16 protein-coding genes are annotated in these 22572 nt (G+C 50.3%); 8 read left to right on the top strand and 8 right to left on the bottom strand.

What is annotated here, in order from left to right:
* Window positions 1–32: 32 nt before the first annotated feature.
* From CFF01_RS05520 to CFF01_RS05505, 4 genes are all read right to left on the bottom strand, one after another.
* A complete protein-coding gene (locus tag CFF01_RS05520; RefSeq protein WP_088904133.1) occupies window positions 33–1379 on the bottom strand; it encodes an MATE family efflux transporter in 1347 nt (448 codons plus the stop codon).
* A 45-nt stretch (window positions 1380–1424) separates the two neighbouring features.
* Window positions 1425–2474 (bottom strand): CobW family GTP-binding protein, encoded by a 1050-nt coding sequence (locus CFF01_RS05515; protein WP_088904132.1) that lies wholly within the window; start codon window positions 2472–2474, stop codon window positions 1425–1427.
* A 119-nt stretch (window positions 2475–2593) separates the two neighbouring features.
* Entirely contained in the window at window positions 2594–3904 is a 1311-nt protein-coding gene (locus tag CFF01_RS05510) for a DEAD/DEAH box helicase (RefSeq protein ID WP_088904131.1), read from the bottom strand.
* Window positions 3905–3990: 86 nt separating this feature from the next.
* Window positions 3991–7023: an EAL domain-containing protein gene (locus CFF01_RS05505; RefSeq protein ID WP_088904130.1), complete on the bottom strand. Its 3033-nt coding sequence runs from the start codon at window positions 7021–7023 to the stop codon at window positions 3991–3993.
* Between the two features lie 311 nt (window positions 7024–7334).
* Between CFF01_RS05505 and CFF01_RS05500 the strand changes: the two genes are divergently transcribed.
* A complete protein-coding gene (locus tag CFF01_RS05500) occupies window positions 7335–8129 on the top strand; it encodes a substrate-binding periplasmic protein (protein WP_088904129.1) in 795 nt (264 codons plus the stop codon).
* A 65-nt stretch (window positions 8130–8194) separates the two neighbouring features.
* Window positions 8195–8638 carry a thioesterase family protein gene (locus tag CFF01_RS05495; RefSeq protein ID WP_088904128.1) on the top strand — a complete coding sequence of 148 codons (444 nt, stop codon included), beginning with the start codon at window positions 8195–8197 and terminating at the stop codon, window positions 8636–8638.
* Window positions 8639–8666: 28 nt separating this feature from the next.
* Here CFF01_RS05495 and CFF01_RS05490 read toward each other — a convergent pair whose 3' ends face one another.
* A complete protein-coding gene (locus CFF01_RS05490) occupies window positions 8667–10175 on the bottom strand; it encodes a putative bifunctional diguanylate cyclase/phosphodiesterase (protein WP_088904127.1) in 1509 nt (502 codons plus the stop codon).
* Between the two features lie 69 nt (window positions 10176–10244).
* A complete protein-coding gene (locus tag CFF01_RS05485; protein WP_033537449.1) occupies window positions 10245–11087 on the bottom strand; it encodes an HDOD domain-containing protein in 843 nt (280 codons plus the stop codon).
* Window positions 11088–11377: 290 nt separating this feature from the next.
* On the opposite strand from CFF01_RS05485, the gene trhP reads away from it, so the two are divergent.
* Entirely contained in the window at window positions 11378–12736 is a 1359-nt protein-coding gene (gene trhP, locus CFF01_RS05480; protein WP_088904126.1) for a prephenate-dependent tRNA uridine(34) hydroxylase TrhP, read from the top strand.
* Between the two features lie 266 nt (window positions 12737–13002).
* Window positions 13003–13260 carry a YfhL family 4Fe-4S dicluster ferredoxin gene (locus CFF01_RS05475; RefSeq protein WP_088904125.1) on the top strand — a complete coding sequence of 86 codons (258 nt, stop codon included), beginning with the start codon at window positions 13003–13005 and terminating at the stop codon, window positions 13258–13260.
* A 147-nt stretch (window positions 13261–13407) separates the two neighbouring features.
* On the opposite strand, the gene ubiT is transcribed toward CFF01_RS05475, so the two are convergent.
* On the bottom strand, window positions 13408–13920 hold the full coding sequence (gene ubiT, locus CFF01_RS05470; RefSeq protein ID WP_088904124.1) for a ubiquinone anaerobic biosynthesis accessory factor UbiT: 513 nt from the start codon (window positions 13918–13920) through the stop codon (window positions 13408–13410).
* Between the two features lie 196 nt (window positions 13921–14116).
* Between ubiT and ubiU the strand changes: the two genes are divergently transcribed.
* Both ubiU and CFF01_RS05460 read left to right on the top strand, forming a co-directional pair.
* The gene (gene ubiU, locus CFF01_RS05465) at window positions 14117–15118 is read left to right on the top strand and encodes a ubiquinone anaerobic biosynthesis protein UbiU (protein WP_088904123.1); all 1002 of its coding nucleotides are present in this window, start codon (window positions 14117–14119) and stop codon (window positions 15116–15118) included.
* A 31-nt stretch (window positions 15119–15149) separates the two neighbouring features.
* Window positions 15150–15998: a U32 family peptidase gene (locus CFF01_RS05460; protein WP_088904122.1), complete on the top strand. Its 849-nt coding sequence runs from the start codon at window positions 15150–15152 to the stop codon at window positions 15996–15998.
* Window positions 15999–16031: 33 nt separating this feature from the next.
* Here CFF01_RS05460 and CFF01_RS05455 read toward each other — a convergent pair whose 3' ends face one another.
* The gene (locus CFF01_RS05455) at window positions 16032–16757 is read right to left on the bottom strand and encodes a DUF998 domain-containing protein (protein ID WP_052125438.1); all 726 of its coding nucleotides are present in this window, start codon (window positions 16755–16757) and stop codon (window positions 16032–16034) included.
* Between the two features lie 433 nt (window positions 16758–17190).
* On the opposite strand from CFF01_RS05455, the gene CFF01_RS05450 reads away from it, so the two are divergent.
* Complete coding sequence (locus tag CFF01_RS05450; RefSeq protein WP_033537436.1) at window positions 17191–18546, top strand: YjiH family protein; 1356 nt, start codon at window positions 17191–17193, stop codon at window positions 18544–18546.
* 280 nt (window positions 18547–18826) lie between these two features.
* Window positions 18827–22501: a two-component regulator propeller domain-containing protein gene (locus CFF01_RS05445; RefSeq protein ID WP_088904121.1), complete on the top strand. Its 3675-nt coding sequence runs from the start codon at window positions 18827–18829 to the stop codon at window positions 22499–22501.
* Window positions 22502–22572: the final 71 nt, after the last annotated feature.

Raw genomic sequence — 22572 nt, 5'->3', positions numbered from 1 at the left:
GGAAACGAAAATCCCCTCTAGGGTATCAGGAATCAGGACAGACTTAAATCCTTTGAAAGCTTACTCATAACGTAAATCATCCACAGTGTCAGCACTAAAGAGCAAGTCGCTAGAGAGACCCACACGCCAGCTACGCCAAACAACCAGGCAAACAGATACAGCACAAGAGCAATTAACACGAGCTTACTGCCGGTCAGTATCGACGCCTCGCGCGGACGGTTAATGGCCTGGAAAAACGCCGCGCCCACCAAGATCAGCCCTTCGAACGGCAGCCCCCAGAAATAGAGACGCATGCCCTCAATCGCCACAGGCGTTAATTCAGGGTTATCGCCGGCAAAGATGTAGACCAGGTACTCTGGTACCCAATAGATAAAGGCAACACCCGCCAGCGCCGTTACCAGCGTCATGATGATAACGATTTTCAGGGTCTCAAAGACCCGGTCAAAACGCTTAGCCCCGGTATTGAAACTCAAAAGCGGCTGCGTGCCAAAAGCTATCCCTTCGAAAATGAGATAAAAGAGGGCTTCGGCATAACTGACCACACCATAAGCCGCCACATGGATAGCGCCGCCCACCCAAAGAAACGCCATATTGTGCAAGGTGAGCACGATAGACAGATAGAGGTTCATCAGGAAACTGGGAAAGCCCACTCTGAGGATATTAATGCAGTGGTCCAGATTAAGACGCATCTGCTGCCAGTTAATCCCTAGGCGTGTCTTAGACGTGAAGAAATGCTGCAGACAAAGAAGCCCGGTAACGGCCTGACAGATCATGGTCGCAATCGCCGCCCCGGCTAATCCAAAGGGGTAAACGACAATCAGGAGCCAGTCTAACAACACATTCAGGCATCCGGATATAATCAATACAACAGTGACAAATCCTGGCCTGCCATCGTTTCGCAGCAAAGCGGTAAAGGCGATGGCGAGGATGGGGAAGACGCCGAGGGCAAAATACCAAAACAGATATTCCAGAGCACTACTCAGCACCTCACCTTCGGCGCCAAGCCAGATCAGCACAGCCTCGCTCCATTGGGTACCCACCAGCGCAAAAACCACCCCCGCCAGCAAACAGAGGGTAAAGGCGTTACCCAACAGGTGTCTGGCCCGGCTAACGTCGTTGAGCCCGAGATTAATCGAGACTAACGCAGCAGCGCCCATGCCGATCAGGGCGCCGATGGCATAGAGAATGGCGCCCACAGGATAGGCCAACATCATGCCGGCCAGACCCACCTCGCCCAGATAGTGGCCCACAAACATACCGTCGATAGCCACATAGACGCCTGTCACCACCATAGAGAGAATGGTGGGAATGGCATAACGCCACACCAGTTTAGGGATGGGCTCAGTGGCTAAGGGAGAACTCTGGCTGCTTTCAAGCATAGGGGTTAATAAATCGACACAAACGGCTGTTGGGATGCGAAGATATCAGATAGCGAGCGGTTTAGATAGCTGCAGCAGCGCCGCTTCGATATCAGTCACATTGATAGCCGTTGAGGCGATCAATTCGAGACGAGAATCCAGACTATCATCGAGCTCCATCACCGTCAGTTGACCATCCACCAAGTTAAGCGCGGCAATCCCCTCATCGGTGATCACCACAGCCTTAAAACGTAAGCACTCCAGTCCCTTCACCCAGGCGATCAGCCCCTCGAAATCAAACTCAAACCGGCAATCGAACACCCAACCGGCACTATAGTTTCCCTCATGCTGATTACTGGCGCGGTAGATCCCCTGCTCGTCAAATGCAATCTCTGTTTCTGGTGCCTCTTCAAACGGCAGCGCTGGCCGCATCATAGCGTTAGCAGGCGCCTTGATCGCAGGCTGAGTGTGCCAGGCCGTAGCCCGATCAAAATAGTGGCTGCAAATAAAGACAAACAGAGATTGCTCACCCACCTTAGGTGTCTGCATCAAACTGACAGGTACGGGAGCTGCCGTGATCCCCTGCTGGGTTAAAAAACCTTGCAGACGCGTAAGATCCGCCTCATCGCTAAGATCCATCTTGGTCGCTAGGATAAGGTCGGCAATCCTTAACTGGTCGATGAACAGACTGCTCTGTAGATAACGATCATCTTGTAGTTTTCTCGGGTCCACCAGACAGATAGTGCTCTTTAGCGCGATCACCTGCTGAAAATGCCCCTGACTTAACACCTCGACGATCTCCTTGGGGTGCCCAAGACCCGTCGGTTCAATCAAGAGTCTGTCGGGTTTGGCCCGGGCAATCAGTTGATTCACCGCCACCTGAGTCGGTACGCCAGCGGCGCAGCACAGGCAACCACCCGCCACCTCTTTGATGGCGATCCCCGTATCACTTCCCTTTAACAGCTCGCCGTCTATGCCTATTTCACCAAACTCATTCACCAGTACGGCCCAGGTTTCATCGGCAGGCTTATTCGACAGCAAATACTTAATAAGACTGGTTTTACCTACGCCAAGAAAGCCGGTGATTACATGGGTAGGTATAGGTTTGAGGATCATGCAAGGCTCCAACATCAACAATCACTAGGACGGCGCGAGTGATAACAAGATACCACGACACGCCCTAGGATATATAAGGACTCAATAACACGGCAGGGCTAATTGGCGGCTCGTTTGGGTCAGTCTTTGTTTACTTTAGGGCCGCTCTTGTGTGTACGCCCCGCACCACGTTTCGCGCCGCCAGGCTTGCCCCCATTTGAACGCCCCTGGGACTTACCCTTAAATTTGCTGTTAAACTTATCGCGTTTTGCTGCCTTCGGCTGAGACGCACTCTCCAGCTCACGGTATCTGGCCGGTAGTGGCGCCCCCAGTTCATAGCCAGGCTCTACATGACGCGCTAGTGTCATGCCGATAAGGCTCTCTATGGTCGCCAGGGCGGCTTCATCTTTCTTGGCCACCAAAGAAATACTGACACCGCTTAACCCTGCACGGCCGGTACGACCTATGCGGTGCACATAATCCTGAGGATCATCTGGCAGCTCCAGGTTGATCACCAAAGGCAAGGCGGCAATATCCAGACCACGGGCGGCCACATCGGTTGCCACCAATACCCTGAGCTCACCAGCCTTAAACTGCTCTAACGCTCGATTGCGCGCCCCCTGGGTTTTATCACCATGAAATACGGCGTTTTTAATGCCATCCAGCGTCAATTCCCTGTGCAGGCGCTCGGCGCTCTCCTTAGTGTTCACAAACACCAGCACCTGCTGCCAGTTATGACGCCCTACCCATTCGGCGAGCAGCTCGGCCTTGCGACGGCCATCCAAGGTATAGACCTTCTGCTCTATCTTGGGGCCACTGCCTTGGCGGACAACGTTAATCCACTCAGGGTTATCCAGCATAGTGGTTGCCAGGGCTTTGACCTGCGGGCTAAAGGTCGCAGAAAACATCATAGTGGAATGAGGTTCAGCCAGCAGACGCTTGGTTCGCTCGATATCTTTGACAAACCCCATATCCAACATGCGATCCGCTTCGTCGATCACCAGATGCGCGACCTCGCCAAGATCCAGCGCCTGCTGACCAATCAGGTCAAATAGGCGTCCAGGGGTCGCTACCAAAATGTCCACCCCTTTGGCTAAAGCTTTACGCTGAGGATTGATGTTGGCGCCGCCATAAACGGCCAGGGTCGTCAGCTCGGTAAACTGGCTGTAGCGGCTGATACTCTCAGCGACCTGCATGGCCAACTCTCTGGTCGGGGTCAATACCAAGGCCGTGAGCTGTCCTAGCCTTCTTGGCTCATTCAGCAAACGCTGCAAGAGGACAAAGCTAAAGGCCGCCGTCTTGCCCGTGCCCGTTTCGGCACAGGCCATCAGATCCTGCCCAGCTAAGGCGCTGGGGATCACCTTGGCCTGCACCTGAGTCAATGCCTGATAACCACATGCCTCGGCAGCCTGAGCGAGCAGTGGGTTTAATGAGAGTGCATCAAAATTCATGGGGGACCTATGAGGTGACAAAAAGTGAGCGCGGAGTCTAGCAAAAATGCCGGACTAAAGGTATCGCTATATCGAGTAGGAAAGGGCTAGCTATCACGATTAACCACATAGCAGCGCTCAAACTCAACCAGCGATACAGGCCGTGAGTAGAGATACCCCTGGCCGAAATCGCAGCCGGCATTAGCGAGAATGTCATGCTGAAACTGAGTCTCAACACCTTCGGCAATTACCTTGATCCCTAATTTATGGGCCATCACTATGATAGCCTCACACAGGGCGACACCATCGCTATCTGATTCTAGGTGGCGAGTAAAGGATTGATCAATCTTGAGATAATCGATATCAAACTTTTTCAGATAAGCCAAAGAGGAATAACCTGTACCAAAGTCATCCAGTGACACCTGAATCCCAGCATCACGGTAGGCCAGCAGCTTATCTTTGACCCCCATGGAGGCATCGAGCAGCAAGCCCTCAGTGATCTCGACGCAAATCGCATTGCTCGATAGCTCTAAGTGACGCAGCAGCGCCAGCCATTCGGCAAAGGTATCTCCTTCATCACGGAACTGGATGGGCGACTTGTTGATACTGATCTGGATCTCAACGCCATACTGAGTGCGCCAACGTGCACTCTGCTGGGCCGCCTTCTCAAATACCCAGTTGCCGATATCGTTGATCAATCCCGTTTCCTCGGCGATAGGAATAAATTCACCCGGCGACACCAGTCCCCGCTCGGGGTGCTGCCAACGGATCAAGGCTTCCGCCTTGTAGACACCTTGCTTTTGCATATCGACAATCGGCTGATAATACAGCTCAAATTCCTTACGATTGATGGCATTACGCAAATCTTTAATCAAAGCCATACGATAGCGGGCGTACTCCTGCATCGAAGGGGTGAAATAGTGAAAACGATTGCGCCCCTGCTCCTTGGCGGCGTACATCGCCTGATCGGCATGCTTAAGCAAACCTTCGATACTGGTCGCATCGTCGGGATAGATGGTGATACCAATACTGGCACTGATATAGGCGGTTTCATCGCCTAAACTATAGGGTTCGGCAATCCGCTCCAGAATGCTCTGCGCCACCCGCTCGACGCCGCTGGGCGCATCAATGCCCGTCAGCACCACGGTAAACTCATCACCGCCTAAACGTGCCACCACATCCGACTCACGAATACAGCCCTTAAGGCGCTTCGCGGTTTCCTGCAGAAGCAGATCCCCCATATCATGGCCTAAGGTATCGTTAACCTCTTTGAAGAAATCCAGATCGAGAAACATCAGCGCAAAATGACTTTTATTACGATCGATTCGCAGTATCTCGGTACTTAAGTATTCCAGTAACATACGGCGATTAGGTAAGCCTGTCAGCGGGTCATAGTTAGCCTGCTTCCAGATGATCTGCTCCGCCTCCTTCTTCTCGGTAATATCGGAGAATAAGGCCACCCGGCGGTAAACCTCACCGTACTGGTCGAAAATGGTATTAATGGTGAGCCAGACCATGTATTCATCACCACTCTTGCTCTTAATCCAGAGCTCCCCCTGCCAATAGCCACTGTCGCGAATGGCGCGGTTCATCTCATCATATTGACTTTTGGGCGTCCGCGAGCACTGTAAGATACGGATATTTTTTTGCAGCGCCTCATCTTCTGTATAACCTGTGATTGAGGTAAAGGCGGCATTGATGGTGATGATGAACCCCTGGTCATCTTGCACGCTCATAGCTTCGCTCGAGTTGTTATATACAGATGCTGCCAATTCCAGTGACTCCTGCACCTGCTTCTGCTCGGTAATATCTGAATGCACGCCGCACATACGGGTAGGTAAACCATTGCGGTCCCGACTCACCACCTTACCCGTATCTAAAATCCAATGCTCTTCTCCGCTGTGGCTTATCAAGCGATACTCTATGCTGTGTTTTTGCGTCTCCCCTTTCAGATGGCGCTCGATAGAATTAAGCACCTCCATTCTGTCCTGGGGATGAATCGCGTCGATCCAGAGTCGACTATCCTGATTGAGCTGCTCCAGCTCACAACCCAGCACCCTGGCACACCATGGGTTACGTTTGGTTTGATTGCTCTTTATATCCCAATCCCACAGGCCAAGATCGCTACTCTCCAGTACCAAGGCTAGCCGCTCCTGACTGGTACGCATCGCCATTTCAGCCCTTTTATGTTCGGTAATATCGATAAAACCGGCGATCACCATATCCACCATATTGTGGGTGCGTCGACACCCAACCGTCAGGTGGGTATAAACAATCTCTCCATCCTTGGCAACGAAACGTTTATCCATCTCGTAAGCGTCAATCTCTCCCTTAAGCATGCGCTCAAACTGCTCTAAATCAGCATTAAGATCCTCAAAGTAGGTGAGTTCCGACCAGGTACGATTTAACAGCTCAGCCTCTGTGTATTTAAGCATCTTGCACAAGCGAGGGTTTACCTTCATCCAACGTTGATCGACTGAGGTAATGGCGATCCCCATGTTGCCGACATTAAACTGCGAACGAAAAATAAAATCGTCTTGTAGCAAAATCTTAGCGTCGCGCTCAATCTCCAGCCGCCTTGCAAGCAGCAGCCCGATCAACGCGGTCACCAAGGGGAAAATCAACATCACAGGTAGAGCGACCTGAAGCAGGAGCTCAACAAACATTGCGAATGGCACAACCAAAAGCAGAGAAAGTATTGAAAAATGGAGTAAAAAACCAAACAGATAGAGTTCGGTAAAAGTTAAATCGGCAATAGCACTCTTTCGATTGTAGCGCCAAATACTGCCAAACAAGGCGGAGGCAATGATGACGATTAGTCCAAGAAACATGCCCTCTCCACCTTGAATCAGGCGGTAAGCTGCGGCACACGACGCGGCAATAAAGGTCGGTAAGCCACCAAAAAAGAGACCACTAATGGCTAAGACGACTGAGCGGGTATCAATGAAAAAGCCCTCTTGATACTCCCAGGAGGTGACCATGATTAACACAGTCATGCCACCTATAACGACACCTATACCCAAACGCCACAATAGAAAATACTCGCTGCGTTGCTGACGAGGCACCGCATCGTAGATAAACACCAAAATCAACAAGAGTGCGGCATTTTGAGAAAGCGCAAATAAAATATCTTGGTTCATAGAGGATCTAAGGTTTTTATTATCAATCTGATAACATCAATCTGAGTGTAGCAGAAGCCCCACAAAAAAGGACTGACAAAAATCAGTTTAAGCCAATGATTTTGAAAGTAACTCACTCCTTCCTGCACAGCCTTCACTACAGGAGATCTCACCAAGATTGGCATAAGTTGCAGCGAGACACGCCGCAAATCTGCCCAATTGTAGCAATAAGGCTACAAAAATCATTAGAAAACACGAAGCTACGCAGTTGATCTCCCCTAAAAACCCCTTATCATGGGCGCATTAAGGATGCGCACTCTGCAAGGAATCTGATGCTGCAATTATTCACCACTTTTGGACTCAGCTTGAGCCTGCTGCTGACGCTTGTCAGTTTTAGCGTTACGGCCGAGACCCAATCTCAACTAGCCCCCCAAGTGGCCACAGAACCGACCAAAGTAAGACTAGCGGCGGAAGATAATTGGGCCCCATTTGCCGATCCCTATGGTAAAGGACTATCCCACAAGCTGGTTAAGCAGGCCTTCGCCCGCGTTGATATCGATGTCGATAGTATAGTGGTCTCCTACGCGAGAGGGGTGGTCATGACCAAACAAGGGCTTGTCGATGGGGTGTTTAACCTGCATAAAGAGCGTAAAACCGAGTCGGAGTTTATCTTCGGTAAACAGCCCCTGTTTACTGCATCGGCCTCTTTTTATCAAAATAATGCTCACCCGATAACGGCCGAAGACAAGTGGCACCTGCCCCAAGGATTTGTGGTCGGCATTATCAAGGGATATGAATACGGCGACGAGCTAGAGCAGCTGAATCAACTCAGATTGATCGAACTGGACAATCATAATCAGTTAATCAATTTACTACTGCTCAACCGTATTGACGCCGCCATTATGTATGACGAGGTTGCCAAGCAATACCTGCAGCAAATGGGGGTTGATCGAGTGATTGGGCCAAGCGTGCACAATCATACCGGCGATCTCTATGTCGCCTTCTCTAAACAGAGCCCCAATGCTCAGCACTATGCCGAAAAATTAGACCAGGGACTAACCGCTTTAAAACAAGATGGTAGTTATCAGGCAATCATGGACAGTCTCAAGGCGATCGGGACAGATTAGGGCGCGAGTTACAATAAGAATATGCTAAGCTAGCGCCTTTCTTTGTAGCCTAGGCATACGTGTAGATGAGCAGCAAGCAAGATAAATTCAGCGCCACCTTTCACTTCCCGGTTCAGATCTATTACGAAGACACAGACTTTTCAGGTGTGGTCTACCACCCCAACTTTCTCAAATATTTCGAGCGGGCTCGCGAGCATGTGATTGGGGCCGATAATCTGGCTCAATTATGGCATCAAGAAGGGCTCGGCTTTGCCGTCTACCGCAGTGACATGCTGTGCCATGAGGGCGTAGAATTTGCCGACATCATAGATGTGCGTACCCGCTTCTATTTTGAGAGTAAATACCGCACCATATGGCAACAAGAGATCTGGCGGCCTAATGGTAAGAAGCCGGCTGTTACGGCGCATATCGAAATGGTTTGTATGAACAAGGCAAGGCAACTGTCCCCAATGTCAGGGCCACTTATTGCCAAGCTGAGCCAAAGTTTTGATCAGCCTATTAGCCTGTAACATCTGCAGGCCTCAAAACGCGATGAAACTAAGAGGCCTGTTCACCTATGGGGCGATTAAGCCGGCGCCAGTGCATCTCTAGCTCTGCCGCCGTCATAGGTTTAGCGAAAATATCCCCCTGCACCTTATCCGCCCCCATATCTTTAAGCAGATTAAACACGCTCATCTGCTCCACTCCCTCAACCGTTACCGAGAAATCTAAGCCTTTCGCCAATTCGATGGCACTGCTAACTATATGCTGGGCTCGGGGATCAGATTCCAGTCCCATAAGAAACGCTCTATCTATCTTAACCTCATCCACAGGCAGATGTTTAAGGTAGGCCAAGGAGGAGTGCCCTGTACCAAAGTCATCGATGGCTACATTTACACCTGCGCGTTTAAGGCGATTCAATACCGCAACGGTGCGCACCATGTCTGTCATCAGCTGGCTCTCGGTGATCTCTATCGCCAACAGATTAGCGCTAAGGCCCTGCTGCTTAAGCCGTGAGATAATCCGCTCGCTAAGCTGCCTCTCACTAAGATCGTCAATCGCCAGATTGATAGCCACCTGCAACCTAATATTGCTCTCTTGCCAGCGCACCTGCTGCTGCAACACCTGATCGATCACCCACTGACTCAGCAGACTGATCATCCCGGCGCACTCGAGCAAGGGAATAAACTCCCCGGGAGAGAGTGTGCCCAGTACCGAACTCTCCCAACGGATCAAAGCTTCGGCATGGGTACAATTGCCCGTTGCCAGGTTATATTTGGGCTGATACACCAGATAGAGCTCATTCTGCTCAAGCGCCTTAGGGAAGCAACTGACTATGGTCAACTGCCTGTGCTGGCTGCGATCATCGCCCTCTCGGTAGGCGGCGATATAGTTGCTACTCTCCTTCGCTCGCACCAAGGCCAAATCCAGACGGCGCAGCATCTGGCTGACATCGGCGTGGTGTAAAGATAACTCCAAATATCCAATTTGCAGTTGCAGATTAATAACAGTCCCTTTGATACCGATTGGCTGCTGCAGACTCTGCTGCAAAACGCTAAGTTCAGCCTCACTCATGGGAGTCTTAAAATAGATCAGAAACTCATCTTCATTCATTCTCGCCAAGATATCTTTATGACCGATACGGCGCGCCAATCGCTCCGCCAGCGCCTGCAGCAGCTTATCTCCCAGGGAAAAGCCAAAGAGATCGTTTACATAACGAAAACGATGAATATCGATAAGCACAAACATACCGTGAGTCAGCGGCATCTTGCGAGTCAGCTCGGCCTTAAGACCGACCCGATTGAGCAGTCCGGTCAGCTTATCGCGCCCTTTTGGGGGAGGCAGTTGCTTGAGCAGATGCTGTAGCTGCACATACAAGGGAATGAAACGATAGGGAATGGAGACGAGGTTGAGGGGCTGGCGCACTTTATGTTGCTGACTCAGCTGAGTAACCAAGCTTTTAAGAAACTTAAGCTCAGTGCGCCTATGCCAGTAACAATAAATGATACCAGCGATGCCGATTGCTATCAGATATACAATTAACCAAATCAGCTCAGTCGCAGCCACGCTATCCCTAGTGCTTAAATGAAAGGAGAAACATCAAAAGCGGCTATGCCTGATGCATAGCTCGCTAGACTATTCATAACTTAACTTAATCGAATGATAATTATCGAGAAACTCATCCGATCCCAGATACTCAGGCGTCACAGGCAAACCACGTTTTACAAACACATCCAGACGCTCTTCCAGCTCATGGCCGGCACGTAGTTCGCCAGTGTAGAAGGCCGCAGAACGCACGAAATCCAGGTAGGTGACATGATCAGGAAGATAAGGGAGATCGGCCCAGCGCTCGACCACTTCCATCACCTCGGGTGAGAAGTCCCAGCTCTTGAGTACAGCGCGCCCCAGTGGGCCCTGCATCTTTCTCACCAAGGCTCTGAGTTGCTCGATACTGGTAAACAAGTGTGGGTTTGCCTCAGCCTCGGTTAACACAGGCAAGGCGCCGATATTGTGAACCAAGCTAGCCAGGGTCAAGGTGTCATAGTTTAAACCACACTGCTTATGGGTCTTAGAATACTTAAGCAGTAAGGCACAGGCCGCTGAAGTCACCTCAATGGATGAACGCCACACCTCATCCATCACCTCCCACACCATCTCGTTGGTCGAGATGAAGAGCTGCTCCATGGCTACCGAGGTGGCAATTGCCTTGATCTGAGTCAGGCCGATACGGGTCACCGCTGCATTAATGTTTTCGGCCTTAATGCCGCGGCTGTACATGGCACTGTTGGCCACCTTGATCATACGAGCCGAAATGGCAGCGTCTTGACCAATAATTTCGGCCACCTGCTTCGGGCTGGAGTCGGGGCGGGAGACCACCTCTTGAACGCGCATTGCTACCTCGGGCAAAGTGGGCAGAATTAGCGCATCCGCCTTTAACTTTTTGAGTAACCCAACCAGTAGTTGATGCTCGCTAGACATTCTAACTCCTTAAAAAACTATACCCTAAATGATGTTGCCACAGAGTATATCAGCACTCTTGCTAACCGCGATGGTAAAAATCACCCATCCAGTTAAGAATTTGTGTAATTTTAGCTAAGTTTCAGATTATAGGTTATTAATTGCCTTATTTTTATCAGAATATGAGGCCTTCAACCGCCTTTGCCACCTATTGAACATAAAATAATCAATTTCTGATTTGCATAAGCCTTGCCCCATTGAGTAAAATGCCCGCCCCAAGTTTGTTCGATACCTGTTAATTGAGAGAAATGATGTTTAAACCTGAGCTGCTGTCTCCTGCCGGGACCCTTAAAAATATGCGTTATGCCTTCGCATATGGCGCCGATGCGGTCTACGCAGGCCAACCGAGATATAGCCTGCGTGTCAGAAACAATGATTTCAAGATGGAAAACCTCGCAACAGGTATCCAAGAGGCCCATAGCCTAGGCAAAAAACTCTATGTGGTGAGCAATATCGCCCCCCACAACACTAAGCTCAAAACCTATATCAAGGATATGGAGCCTGTGGTGGCCATGCAGCCCGATGCGCTGATCATGTCAGACCCAGGTCTTATCATGATGGTACGCGAAGCCTTTCCGGATCAGACCGTTCACCTGTCAGTACAGGCCAATGCCATCAACTGGGCCTCGGTAAAGTTTTGGCAGCAGCAAGGCATCAAACGTGTGATCCTCTCTCGCGAGCTTTCGCTCGATGAGATCGAAGAGATCCGCCAGCGCTGCCCTGATATTGAACTCGAAGTCTTCGTCCACGGCGCCCTGTGCATGGCCTACTCTGGACGCTGCCTGCTCTCTGGCTATATCAACAAGCGTGACCCCAACCAAGGCACCTGCACCAACGCCTGTCGCTGGAAGTATGACGCCCACGAAGCAGTGCAAACCGAAACGGGTGACATAGTGGCGGTTAACCCTGAGGTGCAGATGCATAATCCAACTCTGGGCGAAGGTGCGCCGAGCAGCGAAGTGGTCTTGCTGCAAGAAGCCGGACGTCCGGGCGAATATATGCCCGCCTTCGAAGATGAACACGGCACCTATATCATGAACTCTAAGGATCTGCGCGCCATTCAGCACGTCGAGCGTCTGACTAAGATGGGCATAGATTCACTGAAAATTGAAGGTCGTACCAAGTCCTTCTACTATGTGGCGCGTACCGCCCAGCTCTATCGCCAGGCAATCGAAGATGCCGCTGCGGGCCGTGAGTTTAATCCAGCGCTCATGTATCAGCTCGAAGGACTGGCGCACCGTGGTTACACCGAAGGCTTCCTGCGTCGCCACGTACATGACGAGTACCAAAACTACGACTACGGCTACTCTATCAGCGACACCCAACAGTTTGTCGGCGAATTTACCGGCAAGCGCAACGTTAAAGGAATGGCGGAGATCGATGTGAAGAACAAGTTCTCCGTGGGCGACAGCGTCGAGTTGATGACGCCACAGGGCAACATGAATCTGACCATAGAACAGCTGGAAAACCGCAAAGGCGAGAGCGTCGAGGCAGGACTAGGTTCGGGTCACTTCGTCTACCTACCGGTTCCCGCCGAAGTCGAGGTTGAGCGCGCCATCTTGATGCGTAACCTCACCGATGGCCAGAGCACTCGCCAGCCCCATCCGTAAAACAACAGCAACAGCCCGAACCTTTCGGGCTGTTTTTTTATGAGCCTCTCCCCCCAAGCTTAACCCAACGGCCTTTGGACTCAAGCAGTCACTTGGGGGACCCTGGCATTTTTCCTATACTGCTTAGTAGAGACGAAGCTGGTGATTAGGCTTACTCTGTGCCTGTGCTATAATGGCCGGCCGACAGGCGGTCTGCCAAGACGCTTACCTGACGGGGTCATGACCCAAGGCACTAATAGAGATTTTTTAGAAGGCAAGACAAATAGATGGCATTACTGATCGACGACAGCTGTATTAACTGCGACATGTGTGAACCTGAGTGTCCTAACCAGGCGATCACCATGGGTGAAGAGATCTATGAGATAGATCCCAACCTGTGCACCGAGTGTGTCGGTCATTATGACAAGCCGACCTGTGTCTCTGTTTGCCCGATAGACTGTATCGATCCCGATCCGGCCCATGTGGAATCAGAGGATGAACTCCTGGTCAAATATCACCTGATCACTGGCAAGCCCATCGATTAACGCGCGAAGACGAAGCGGCGCCAACCCTTCGAGTGATGAATCACTCACCTCTAGAGCAACAAAAATAGAGATAAAAAATAGAGACAAAAAAGCGAAGCATTAGCTTCGCTTTTTAATGACTCATCAGCCGTTAGCTTAAGAGCTCATTTAGGCCCAAGGCATATTGGCCTGACGCTGTAACTGAGTTAGCATGCTCGCCGCCTGAGTGATACTTTGGCGCATAAACACTGGCATGGTATCGAACTCTATGCTCAGCAACAGGTTTTTCACCTCAAGCCCCAGCTCGGTATCCCCCTCAATCGCCAGACGGCGCTGGAAAAACAGGGTGTCGGGATCTTCCTTACCCGCAGCTATCAGCAGCAGCTCCTGACTGCAACCACTGAAACTCACCTCGGCTTCACCACGCTCTCTGACGAACAGTCGCTCATCGAAACTCACCTCGAAGCTAAGCTCCAGATCGGTTACCGAGATCTTCACCCAGCGATCATGCAAAAAATCCAGTTCGCCATCTTTAATCTGGGCTGACATCAGCAGATTCAATATCCGCTCCAACAACTGCGACTTGATCGAAAATGGAACTAAATTTAAAGGCTTGGCTATAACTTTTGGCCCATATTGCAATAGATGTTTGGCCATATTTGCCAACACACTTCGCTGCATGACTGAGGTTCTCCTACTCGATTTGAAGACCGATATAATGAGTTCGATCTATATTTTGCTCGATTCCCGACAATAACTATCGGAAGTGATACGGAAATCAATTTTAACCAGATTTTATGATCACAAACCTGTTTTACATCAAGAATTGTTCAGCCATTCCCTTTTACACTTCACACTTTTTAAGAGAGAACAGCATATGGAACTTCTTTGTCCGGCGGGTAACCTTGCCTCACTAAAAGTCGCCTTAAACGCCGGTGCTGATGCCGTCTATCTTGGGCTAAAGAATGACACTAACGCCCGCTCCTTCGCTGGGCTTAACTTTACACCAGAGAAATTAGCACAAGCCGCTAAACTCACCCAACAAGCGGGCAAGAAGATCTTTCTGACCATCAACACCTTCCCCAAACCTGGCGAAGAACAGCGCTGGTACCAGGCGATTGACCTGGCAGCCAACACAGGTGTGGATGCGCTGATCATGGCTGATCTCTCCCTGCTTGATTATGCCCATAGCCGCTACCCCCATCTGCCTTTGCACTTATCGGTGCAGGCCAGTGCCACCAACTTAGGCGCCCTAAGCCTCTATAAAAAAGAGTTCAATATCGAACGTGTGGTGCTCCCCCGTGTGTTGTCGATGAAGCAGGTAAGAGATCTCGCCAAGGTAACCCCTGTGGATCTGGAGGTTTTCGCCTTTGGCAGCCTGTGCATCATGGCAGAAGGACGCTGTCATCTCTCCTCCTATGTAACGGGACAATCCCCTAACACGGGTGGCTCCTGCTCACCGGCTAAGCATGTGCGCTGGCAGGAGGTGGGTAATAACCAGCAGACGCGGCTCAACCATGTGTTAATCGATCAATCGAGTAAAGATGAACAGATGGGTTACCCCGTGGTTTGCAAGGGGCGATACACCACCAGCGACAGTAAAGAGGCGACCCATCTGCTGGAATCACCCACCAGTCTCAACACCCTCAGCCTAATCCCTGAGCTAGCCAAGGCGCGGGTGGTCTCGCTCAAGATTGAAGGGCGTCAACGTAGCCCAGCCTATGTCGAGCAGGTCACCCGCGTGTGGCGTCAAGCAATCGATACTTACTTAAATGACCCGCAGGCCTATACCACACAGGCCCAATGGGATAACGCCTTAGCAAAAGTCTCCGAAGGGCAGGTCACTACGCTCGGCGCTTACGAACGTACCTGGCAATAACATCGAGCAATAAAGATAAAAGGATAACAAGATGAAAACCTCATTAGGACCGATTCAATATTGCTGGCCCAAAGACAAGGTGGTCGAATTTTATCAAGCCGTGGCGCAAAGCAATGTCCCACTCATCTACTTGGGCGAGACTGTCTGTAGTCGTCGCCGCGAGCTAAAGTTCGGCGATTATCTGGCCTTGGCGAAGATGCTAAAGGACTCAGGTAAGGAGGTGGTGCTCTCCACCTTAACGCTGATTGAAGCTCAGTCTGAATTTACTGAACTCAAGAAGCAGGTAGAAAATGGTGAATTTACCATAGAGGCCAACGATATCGGTGCCATCTATCTTGCCAAAGAGCAGGGATTGCCCTTCGTTTGCGGTCCCAGCATCAACAGCTATAACGCCGCGACACTGAAGAAATTTGCCAGTTGGGGCATGCAGCGATTCGTCATGCCGTTGGAGTTATCAAAGGCATGGCTCACTCAGGTGCTTGACGATCTCGCGCCGCGAAACGTTGAAGTGGAAGTCTTTGGTCATGGTTTCATGCCGCTGGCGCACTCGGCACGCTGCTTTACCGCTCGCCACAAAGGGCTGACTAAAGACAAGTGCCAAACCATCTGTATCGAAAACCCGGAAGGCCTACTGGTGCAAACTCAGGAAGATCAGCCACTGCTGCGATTGAACGGTATTCAGACTCAATCGGCAAATTATATGGATCTCTGCGGCCAGCAATCCCAGATGCAAGCGATGGGAGTCGATTATTTCCGAATCTCGCCCTCTTCCATGGCATCCATCGCCTTGGCAGAAACCTTACCCACAAAATCGGACAAGCAGGATATGCAGTGCAATGGCTACTGGCATCAGCTACCGGGTCTGGCACTGAGCGAGTAACTCACAACAAGACGCCGAAGCGCCGGGGAAAACTTAGGCGATTCGGCGTGCTTCTCTCTGAGTCCACACCAAAGAAAACAACCAAAGCATATAACTGAGCAACGCCCCCCACTCCACCATCACAGGCCAGCGCATATCGGGTCTGGGCTCTACCATCACCATATCTTGATAAAACCAAATGCCGCTGGCAACCACACCTTGATCGCTATGCGCCATCAAGATAAAACTCGACAAGAACCCTAAAGTCAAAAGGCTCAGCACCAGGCTACCACGCAGGGCAAAGCGCTTTGGGCGGCGCCAATGACGTAGCAAATAAACCAGATATAAGACAACACACAGGGTAGAAAAATAGAAGAAGTACTCAATACCCAGTATGTGTAAATGGTAGACATTGATGGGAAACAAACCGACGCAGGTCAGCGCAAACAGTGACAAAACCAAAAGCAAGAAACTGGTTAGTACCCAGGGACCATCACTATTTTGCAGCGCAAACAGGGCAAAGAGCGTCAAACTCAAACTACCGAAAAACAGACCACCATTAAACACCACGGCCAACTCTGAATGACCATACTGGCCAAGCTCACTCAAGGAAAAATTATAGAAACTAAACCCCTGGCCACTATAGTCGCTAAAGCCTAACACAGCGACGACCAAGCCAATGAGATGTCCTACGAGTCCAAGCAAGCCAAACCTAAATGCTAATTTAGACAGTTTCTGCTCTTTTGAAGTCATAGGGTCCTTATATTTTGTATTCATCATTGCATAACCATATATGGAATCAGAAATTTATGCCGAGGTCTAGCGCATATTTCTAACACTCACTGGATAAAATCCAAACAACATTCACTCATACTAATACTAGAGGTTCTGGTTCAAAAACCGTCACCAACCACCTCGCTCCACGTTAACACACAAAGCACAGCTGCATAACTTTGTTTTTAAAAGAATTTAACTATTTTTCACCTAGCGCACCCGACGCATTTTTAGGTACAATATAAATAGTCATAAAGTGCTAATAACTATGCTGCAAAGGTGAAACGGCTTACCAAGCATTATAATCGTTTTACATCACTGGACTTAGGGGGTAACCTTCCCCGCTTACGCTTGAATGGATATTCAAAGTGTATTGATTAACGGATATTAGATTAGATGGCTACCCGAAGTTGGGAAGCAAAAATATAGGCTAAATAAAGTGGCTGAAAAACAAACCCATAACATAAAAACACTGCTGACGTTTCTAGTCCCATCTATTATCGGACTGTTACTGTTCATGACTCCCATTAGCTACCAAGATGCCATTACGATTCCCATCGCCATCGTATCTAAAGGGCTACAAAACCTATTAGGTGACAGCATAACCGCGATCGTCACCATCATAGTTGTAGTAACGGCTCTTGCCACTTTGGCCTGCAAACTCTTTAATCCCAAGATACTGACACGTTACCCCTTTTTTAAGGCACTGCTTAATGTCAGTCCCATGTGGACATTAGTTCGCCTATTAGGTGCCATCTTTATCGTACTGACTTTTACCGGCACTGGCCCGGAGGCGATTCACTCAGGTAATACTGGGGCCTTGGTGCTCAATGACCTGTTACCCGTCCTATTCTGTGTCTTTATCTTTGCCGGTATGCTGTTGCCGCTGCTGCTCAACTTCGGCTTGCTTGAGCTCTTCGGTACCCTACTCACCAAAATCATGCGCCCCGTGTTTAACCTCCCGGGTCGCAGCGCCATCGATTGCATGGCCTCTTGGTTGGGTGATGGCAGTGTCGGTATTCTAATGACCAGCAAACAATATGAGTCACGCTTCTATACTCAAAGAGAAGCGGCTGTCATAGGTACCACCTTCTCGGCGGTCTCTATTACCTTCTCTCTGGTGGTGATCTCTCAAGTTAAACTGGAACACCTGTTTGTTCCCTTCTACCTAACTGTGTGTCTAGCTGGTATTGTTGCCGCGATTATTGTGCCTAAACTACCGCCACTTTCGTGGAAAAAAGATCACTACATAGACGAGACACCACGCCATCCTGATGATGAAGTGATCCCACAGGGCAAAGGCGTATTCGCCTGGGGTTTGGAGCAGGCACTGGCTAAGGCAGCCAAGGCCAATGGTATAGGACATACCTTTAAAGATGGCCTGAAAAATGTCATCGACATGATTTTTGGTGTGATCCCTGTGGTCATGGCCATAGGCACAGTAGCCTTGATGATCGCCGAATATACGCCGATCTTCGACTACTTGGGCATGCCTTTCATCCCATTACTCGAGCTACTACAGGTACCGGAAGCGACTGAAGCCTCTAAAACCATAGTGGTGGGCTTTGCTGACATGTTTATTCCCTCTATTCTTGCCAGCGCCATCGAGTCAGATATGACACGTTTCATTATCGCCGCCATGTCAGTCACCCAGTTGATCTACATGAGTGAAGTGGGCGCCCTACTGATTGGCAGTAAGATACCGGTGAATATCGCAGAGTTGTTTGTGATTTTTATCCTAAGAACCTTGGTCACCCTACCTGTGATTGCAGGTGTCGCACACCTCATTTTCTAAAGAGACTTCATCTCATCAAGGGCAGCTTAAGCTGCCCTTTTTTATGCCTGCCACACAACAATATCTTATTCATTCAATTCGCAATTTCGCAAAACACTTCTAAACTTAAACACTCATAAGCAGCCTATTTGATCGAATGTTCTCGACGGAGATATTCGGCGACATATCTTGTCAAGCTATGCGGATATACCAGTAACACCTGCGATCAAGCAAAGGACACAAAGGCTAACCATAAGGGCCAAGTAATGCATTGCAAAAACACCTATTTCGGCGCGCTTCAATGAGAGCAATCATTCTCTTCCTGTTGTGCTTAGTCAGCAGCCGTTGCCTAGCCTTCAGCTATCAGCCCCAATTTGACTCTTTCGGCGCCAAAGAGGGGCTGTCGATGAACACCATCACAGATATCGTCAATGACAAAGAAGGACATCTGTGGATAGCAACTCAGGCCGGGCTTAACCGCTATGATGGTAAGCACTTTAAGATATTCGATACCCGCGGCGATGAGTTCGGTCCTTCGGCGAGATTTATTAAAAAGCTACATTTTAGCCGCAGCACACTATGGGTGATCACCCGCAACGACGGCATCAATAGATACCATGAAAAGAGCGGAACCTTTGAACTCTTTAACAGCAACAACAGCCCATTGCCCGATGATATTATCGATCTTAACGAAGACGCCCAAGGCAATCTGTGGATAGCCACAGCAGACAATCGCCTGCTTTACTTTTCACCGACCAGCAACAATGTGCTGGCGACTCTGGAGAGTACAAACACCCCAGGCCTGCCGAGTGGACGCATCAACACCCTATATCGCGATCCTCAAGAGCGGTTATGGGTAGGCACACTCAATGGGCTGGCCAGCCTTAAACAGACAGACAATGTATGGCAAGTCACTCCTTACGGCCAAGAGGTACTGCGTGGGGTTGCTGCCATCGAGGCGGGCAAGAGCAATACACTCTGGGTAGGCACCCAAACCAGGGGACTGTTTTTACTCGATATCACCAATGATCAAACCAAGGCGATCAGCGCCGTACCTGCTAGCCCCAGCTTTTCCATCGCCGCCCTTAAGCGAGATAAGTTTGGTAGCCTATGGATAGGCTTTCGCGCCCAAGGGTTGGCAAGGTACAACCCTAGCAGCAATGAGATCCACAGGCTTAATTCGGCCGCCGAAAACCGCTACAGTATCAACAGCCCGGTAATCACCTCGCTCTGGATTGATAACGAGCAACAGCTGTGGATAGGTAGCAAGGGCGGCGGCATGAGTAAAACCTTTTTAGACGCCCAGTATTTCGGCCATATTCACGGTTTTAGCTTCAGTGACAACAACCTGCTCAATGTGGATATCCGCAGCCTGCTAGAAGATAAACAAGGTACGCTATGGGTCGGTACCGCCAACGGCGTTTACCAAGGACAAAAAAATCCCTCCGGAGAACTCAGCGGCTTTGTGCCCTTCCACCCGCAAAACCCCATTCTGGGGCGAAGTTTTATCAGCTTCATCAAGGAAGATGCCTCCGGCCAACTCTGGATCGGCACTCGGGGAGATGGCCTCTTTATCTATACCTCAGACAAACAGAGCTACATACATTACCAAGCGGATGCCAACAGCCCTAACAGCTTGCCAAGCAATCAGCTGTACGCGCTCTATTTCGACCAGCAGGGCACCCCTTGGGTCACCAGCAGCGATGGCGGTGCCGCCAAATATGAGGGGATAACAAAGGGGTTTGTCACCGTCCCTTTGCCTATCACCACCATCACAGACATGCTGCAAGATAGCGAAGGGAATTACTGGCTCACCTCATCACGTGACGGACTGATTAGACTGACAGCAGACGGTGAAATCACCCATTTCTCCCTGCATACCAGCCACCCTATTCCCAAGAAGCACCTCTTCTCCATCGTCGCCGATAACAATCATATTCTGTGGATCGCCAGCAACGAGGGACTGTTACGTTTCAATACCCAAGACTTCAGCAGTCGTCTGTTGACCACGGCCGATGGCCTGATCGACAACACCATCTATCTGTTGTTTGCCGATCAGCGTCGTCACCTTTGGCTGGGCACCACCAAAGGGCTAACCCAACTCGACCCCGACACGCTGCAGACCACCAACTACACAGATATCGATGGTATTCAGGACAACGAGTTTAACTTTGGCGCCGCGGCGCTGGGCAATAACAACACTCTCTACCTCGGGGGCGTCAATGGTTTCAACCATTTCAATCCGGCGCAGATCCCCCCTCGCCAGCCGCCCACTATGCCGGTGATCAGCGAGCTGTTTGTGCTGGACCAGGCTCACCCACTGCCGGATATGATGCATTCAACGCCCCGTTTGCCACCTGCTTTAACCCTGGCCCACACGGCTGATATCTTCTCTTTGCACTATCACAGCCCAGATCTACACAACGCTACCCGGCTCAGTTATGAATATCGTCTGCTTGGGTTAAATGATACTTGGATCACCAGCTCACCAGAGCAGGTCACCTACTTTACCGGCCTTAATCCCGGCCACTATCTATTCGAGATCCGGGCCAAAGATATCAATCAACAATACAGCCCTGTCAGGCGGCTAAAGATCATGCTCGATCCGCCGCCCTGGCAATCCCCCTTCGCCTACACCTTCTACTTCATGCTGACCTTGATGTTGGTGAGCATCATCTTCTTTCGTAAGTGGTCTCAATATCAGCAACAGGCACTATTACTAAAAGAGGTGGCGCAGAGCGAGCAGCGACTACAACTGGCACTCTGGGGCAGCGGTGATGAGTTTTGGGACTGGAACATTCCCAAGGGTATCGCCACCCGTACCAACACCTTTTTGCAGTATCCCGAGCAAGATGGAGAGCTTAAAACAACTATCACCACCTGCGTGCATCCTGATGATATTCGAAAAGTTTCACGAGTAGTAAAAGAGTGCTTGAGCGATCAAATAGATAAGTTCTCTCTCACCTATCGCGGTCTGGCACCAGGTGGGAAGTGGCTCTGGGTACTCAATCGCGGTCAGGTAGTCGAGCGCGACGAACAGGGCCGCCCCCTTAGGGTGGCCGGTACCATTAAGAATATCCAACAGCAGAAAGAGACGGAACATGCGCTGCGAGAACTCAATCAACAACTTGAGCAGCGAGTCATCGAACGCACCCTAGAGCTGCAGATGCGTAACGATGAGTTAAAACACACACTCGATGAGCTGGAACATACCCAGGGCGAGTTGATGGACAAGGAGAAGATGGCGGCCCTTGGCGGCTTGGTAGCCAGTATTACCCATGAGGTCAACACTCCCATAGGGATCAGCGTCACCGCCGCCTCCCACCTGCAGGAGAGCGTCAAACACTTCGACCAGCTCTATCGCAAAGGCGAGATCACCGAAGAAGACTTCGAGCAATACCAAACCGAGGTGGCAGAATGCTGCCGACTGGTGCTGGCTAACCTAGAGCGCGCCTCAAAGCTTATCGCCAGCTTTAAGCAGGTCTCGGTGGATCAATCCCATGAAGATGTACGCGAGTTTGACCTGCATGCCTATCTGGAAGAGATCTTTATCTCCCTCAACCCTATGTTGTCGCGTACACCGCATCAATATCATTACCACTGCCCTGAAAAACTGATCATCAACAGTACACCGGGAGCCTTCTACCAGATCATCAGTAACCTGTTTAACAACTCGGTGATCCATGCCTATCCAGATGGCAAGGCGGGGCAACTAAGCCTTGAGGTGGAGCGCTGCGAGAATGGGATACGTATCACCTATCAAGATGATGGCTGCGGCATGTCAGAGGAGATCCAGGCCCAAGTATTTCAACCTTTCTTTACCACCAAACGGGGTAAAGGCGGCAGTGGCTTAGGAATGAATATCGTCTCCAACATAGTCACTCAGGTACTCAAGGGGGAGATAAGCATCACCTCTCGACAAGGTGAAGGCAGTACCTTTGTCATCACTCTGCCTGACAGCCTCATCGTGCGCTAGCCGTCATCAGGCTGCAATAATTTGTTCATCCCTTAGTCAAACTCCCCTCTTACTCTGCTGCTATGGAGAGG

Source organism: Shewanella marisflavi, from assembly GCF_002215585.1.
Classification (GTDB): Bacteria; Pseudomonadota; Gammaproteobacteria; order Enterobacterales; family Shewanellaceae; genus Shewanella; species Shewanella marisflavi.
This window is presented reverse-complemented; position numbering and strand designations above follow the sequence as displayed.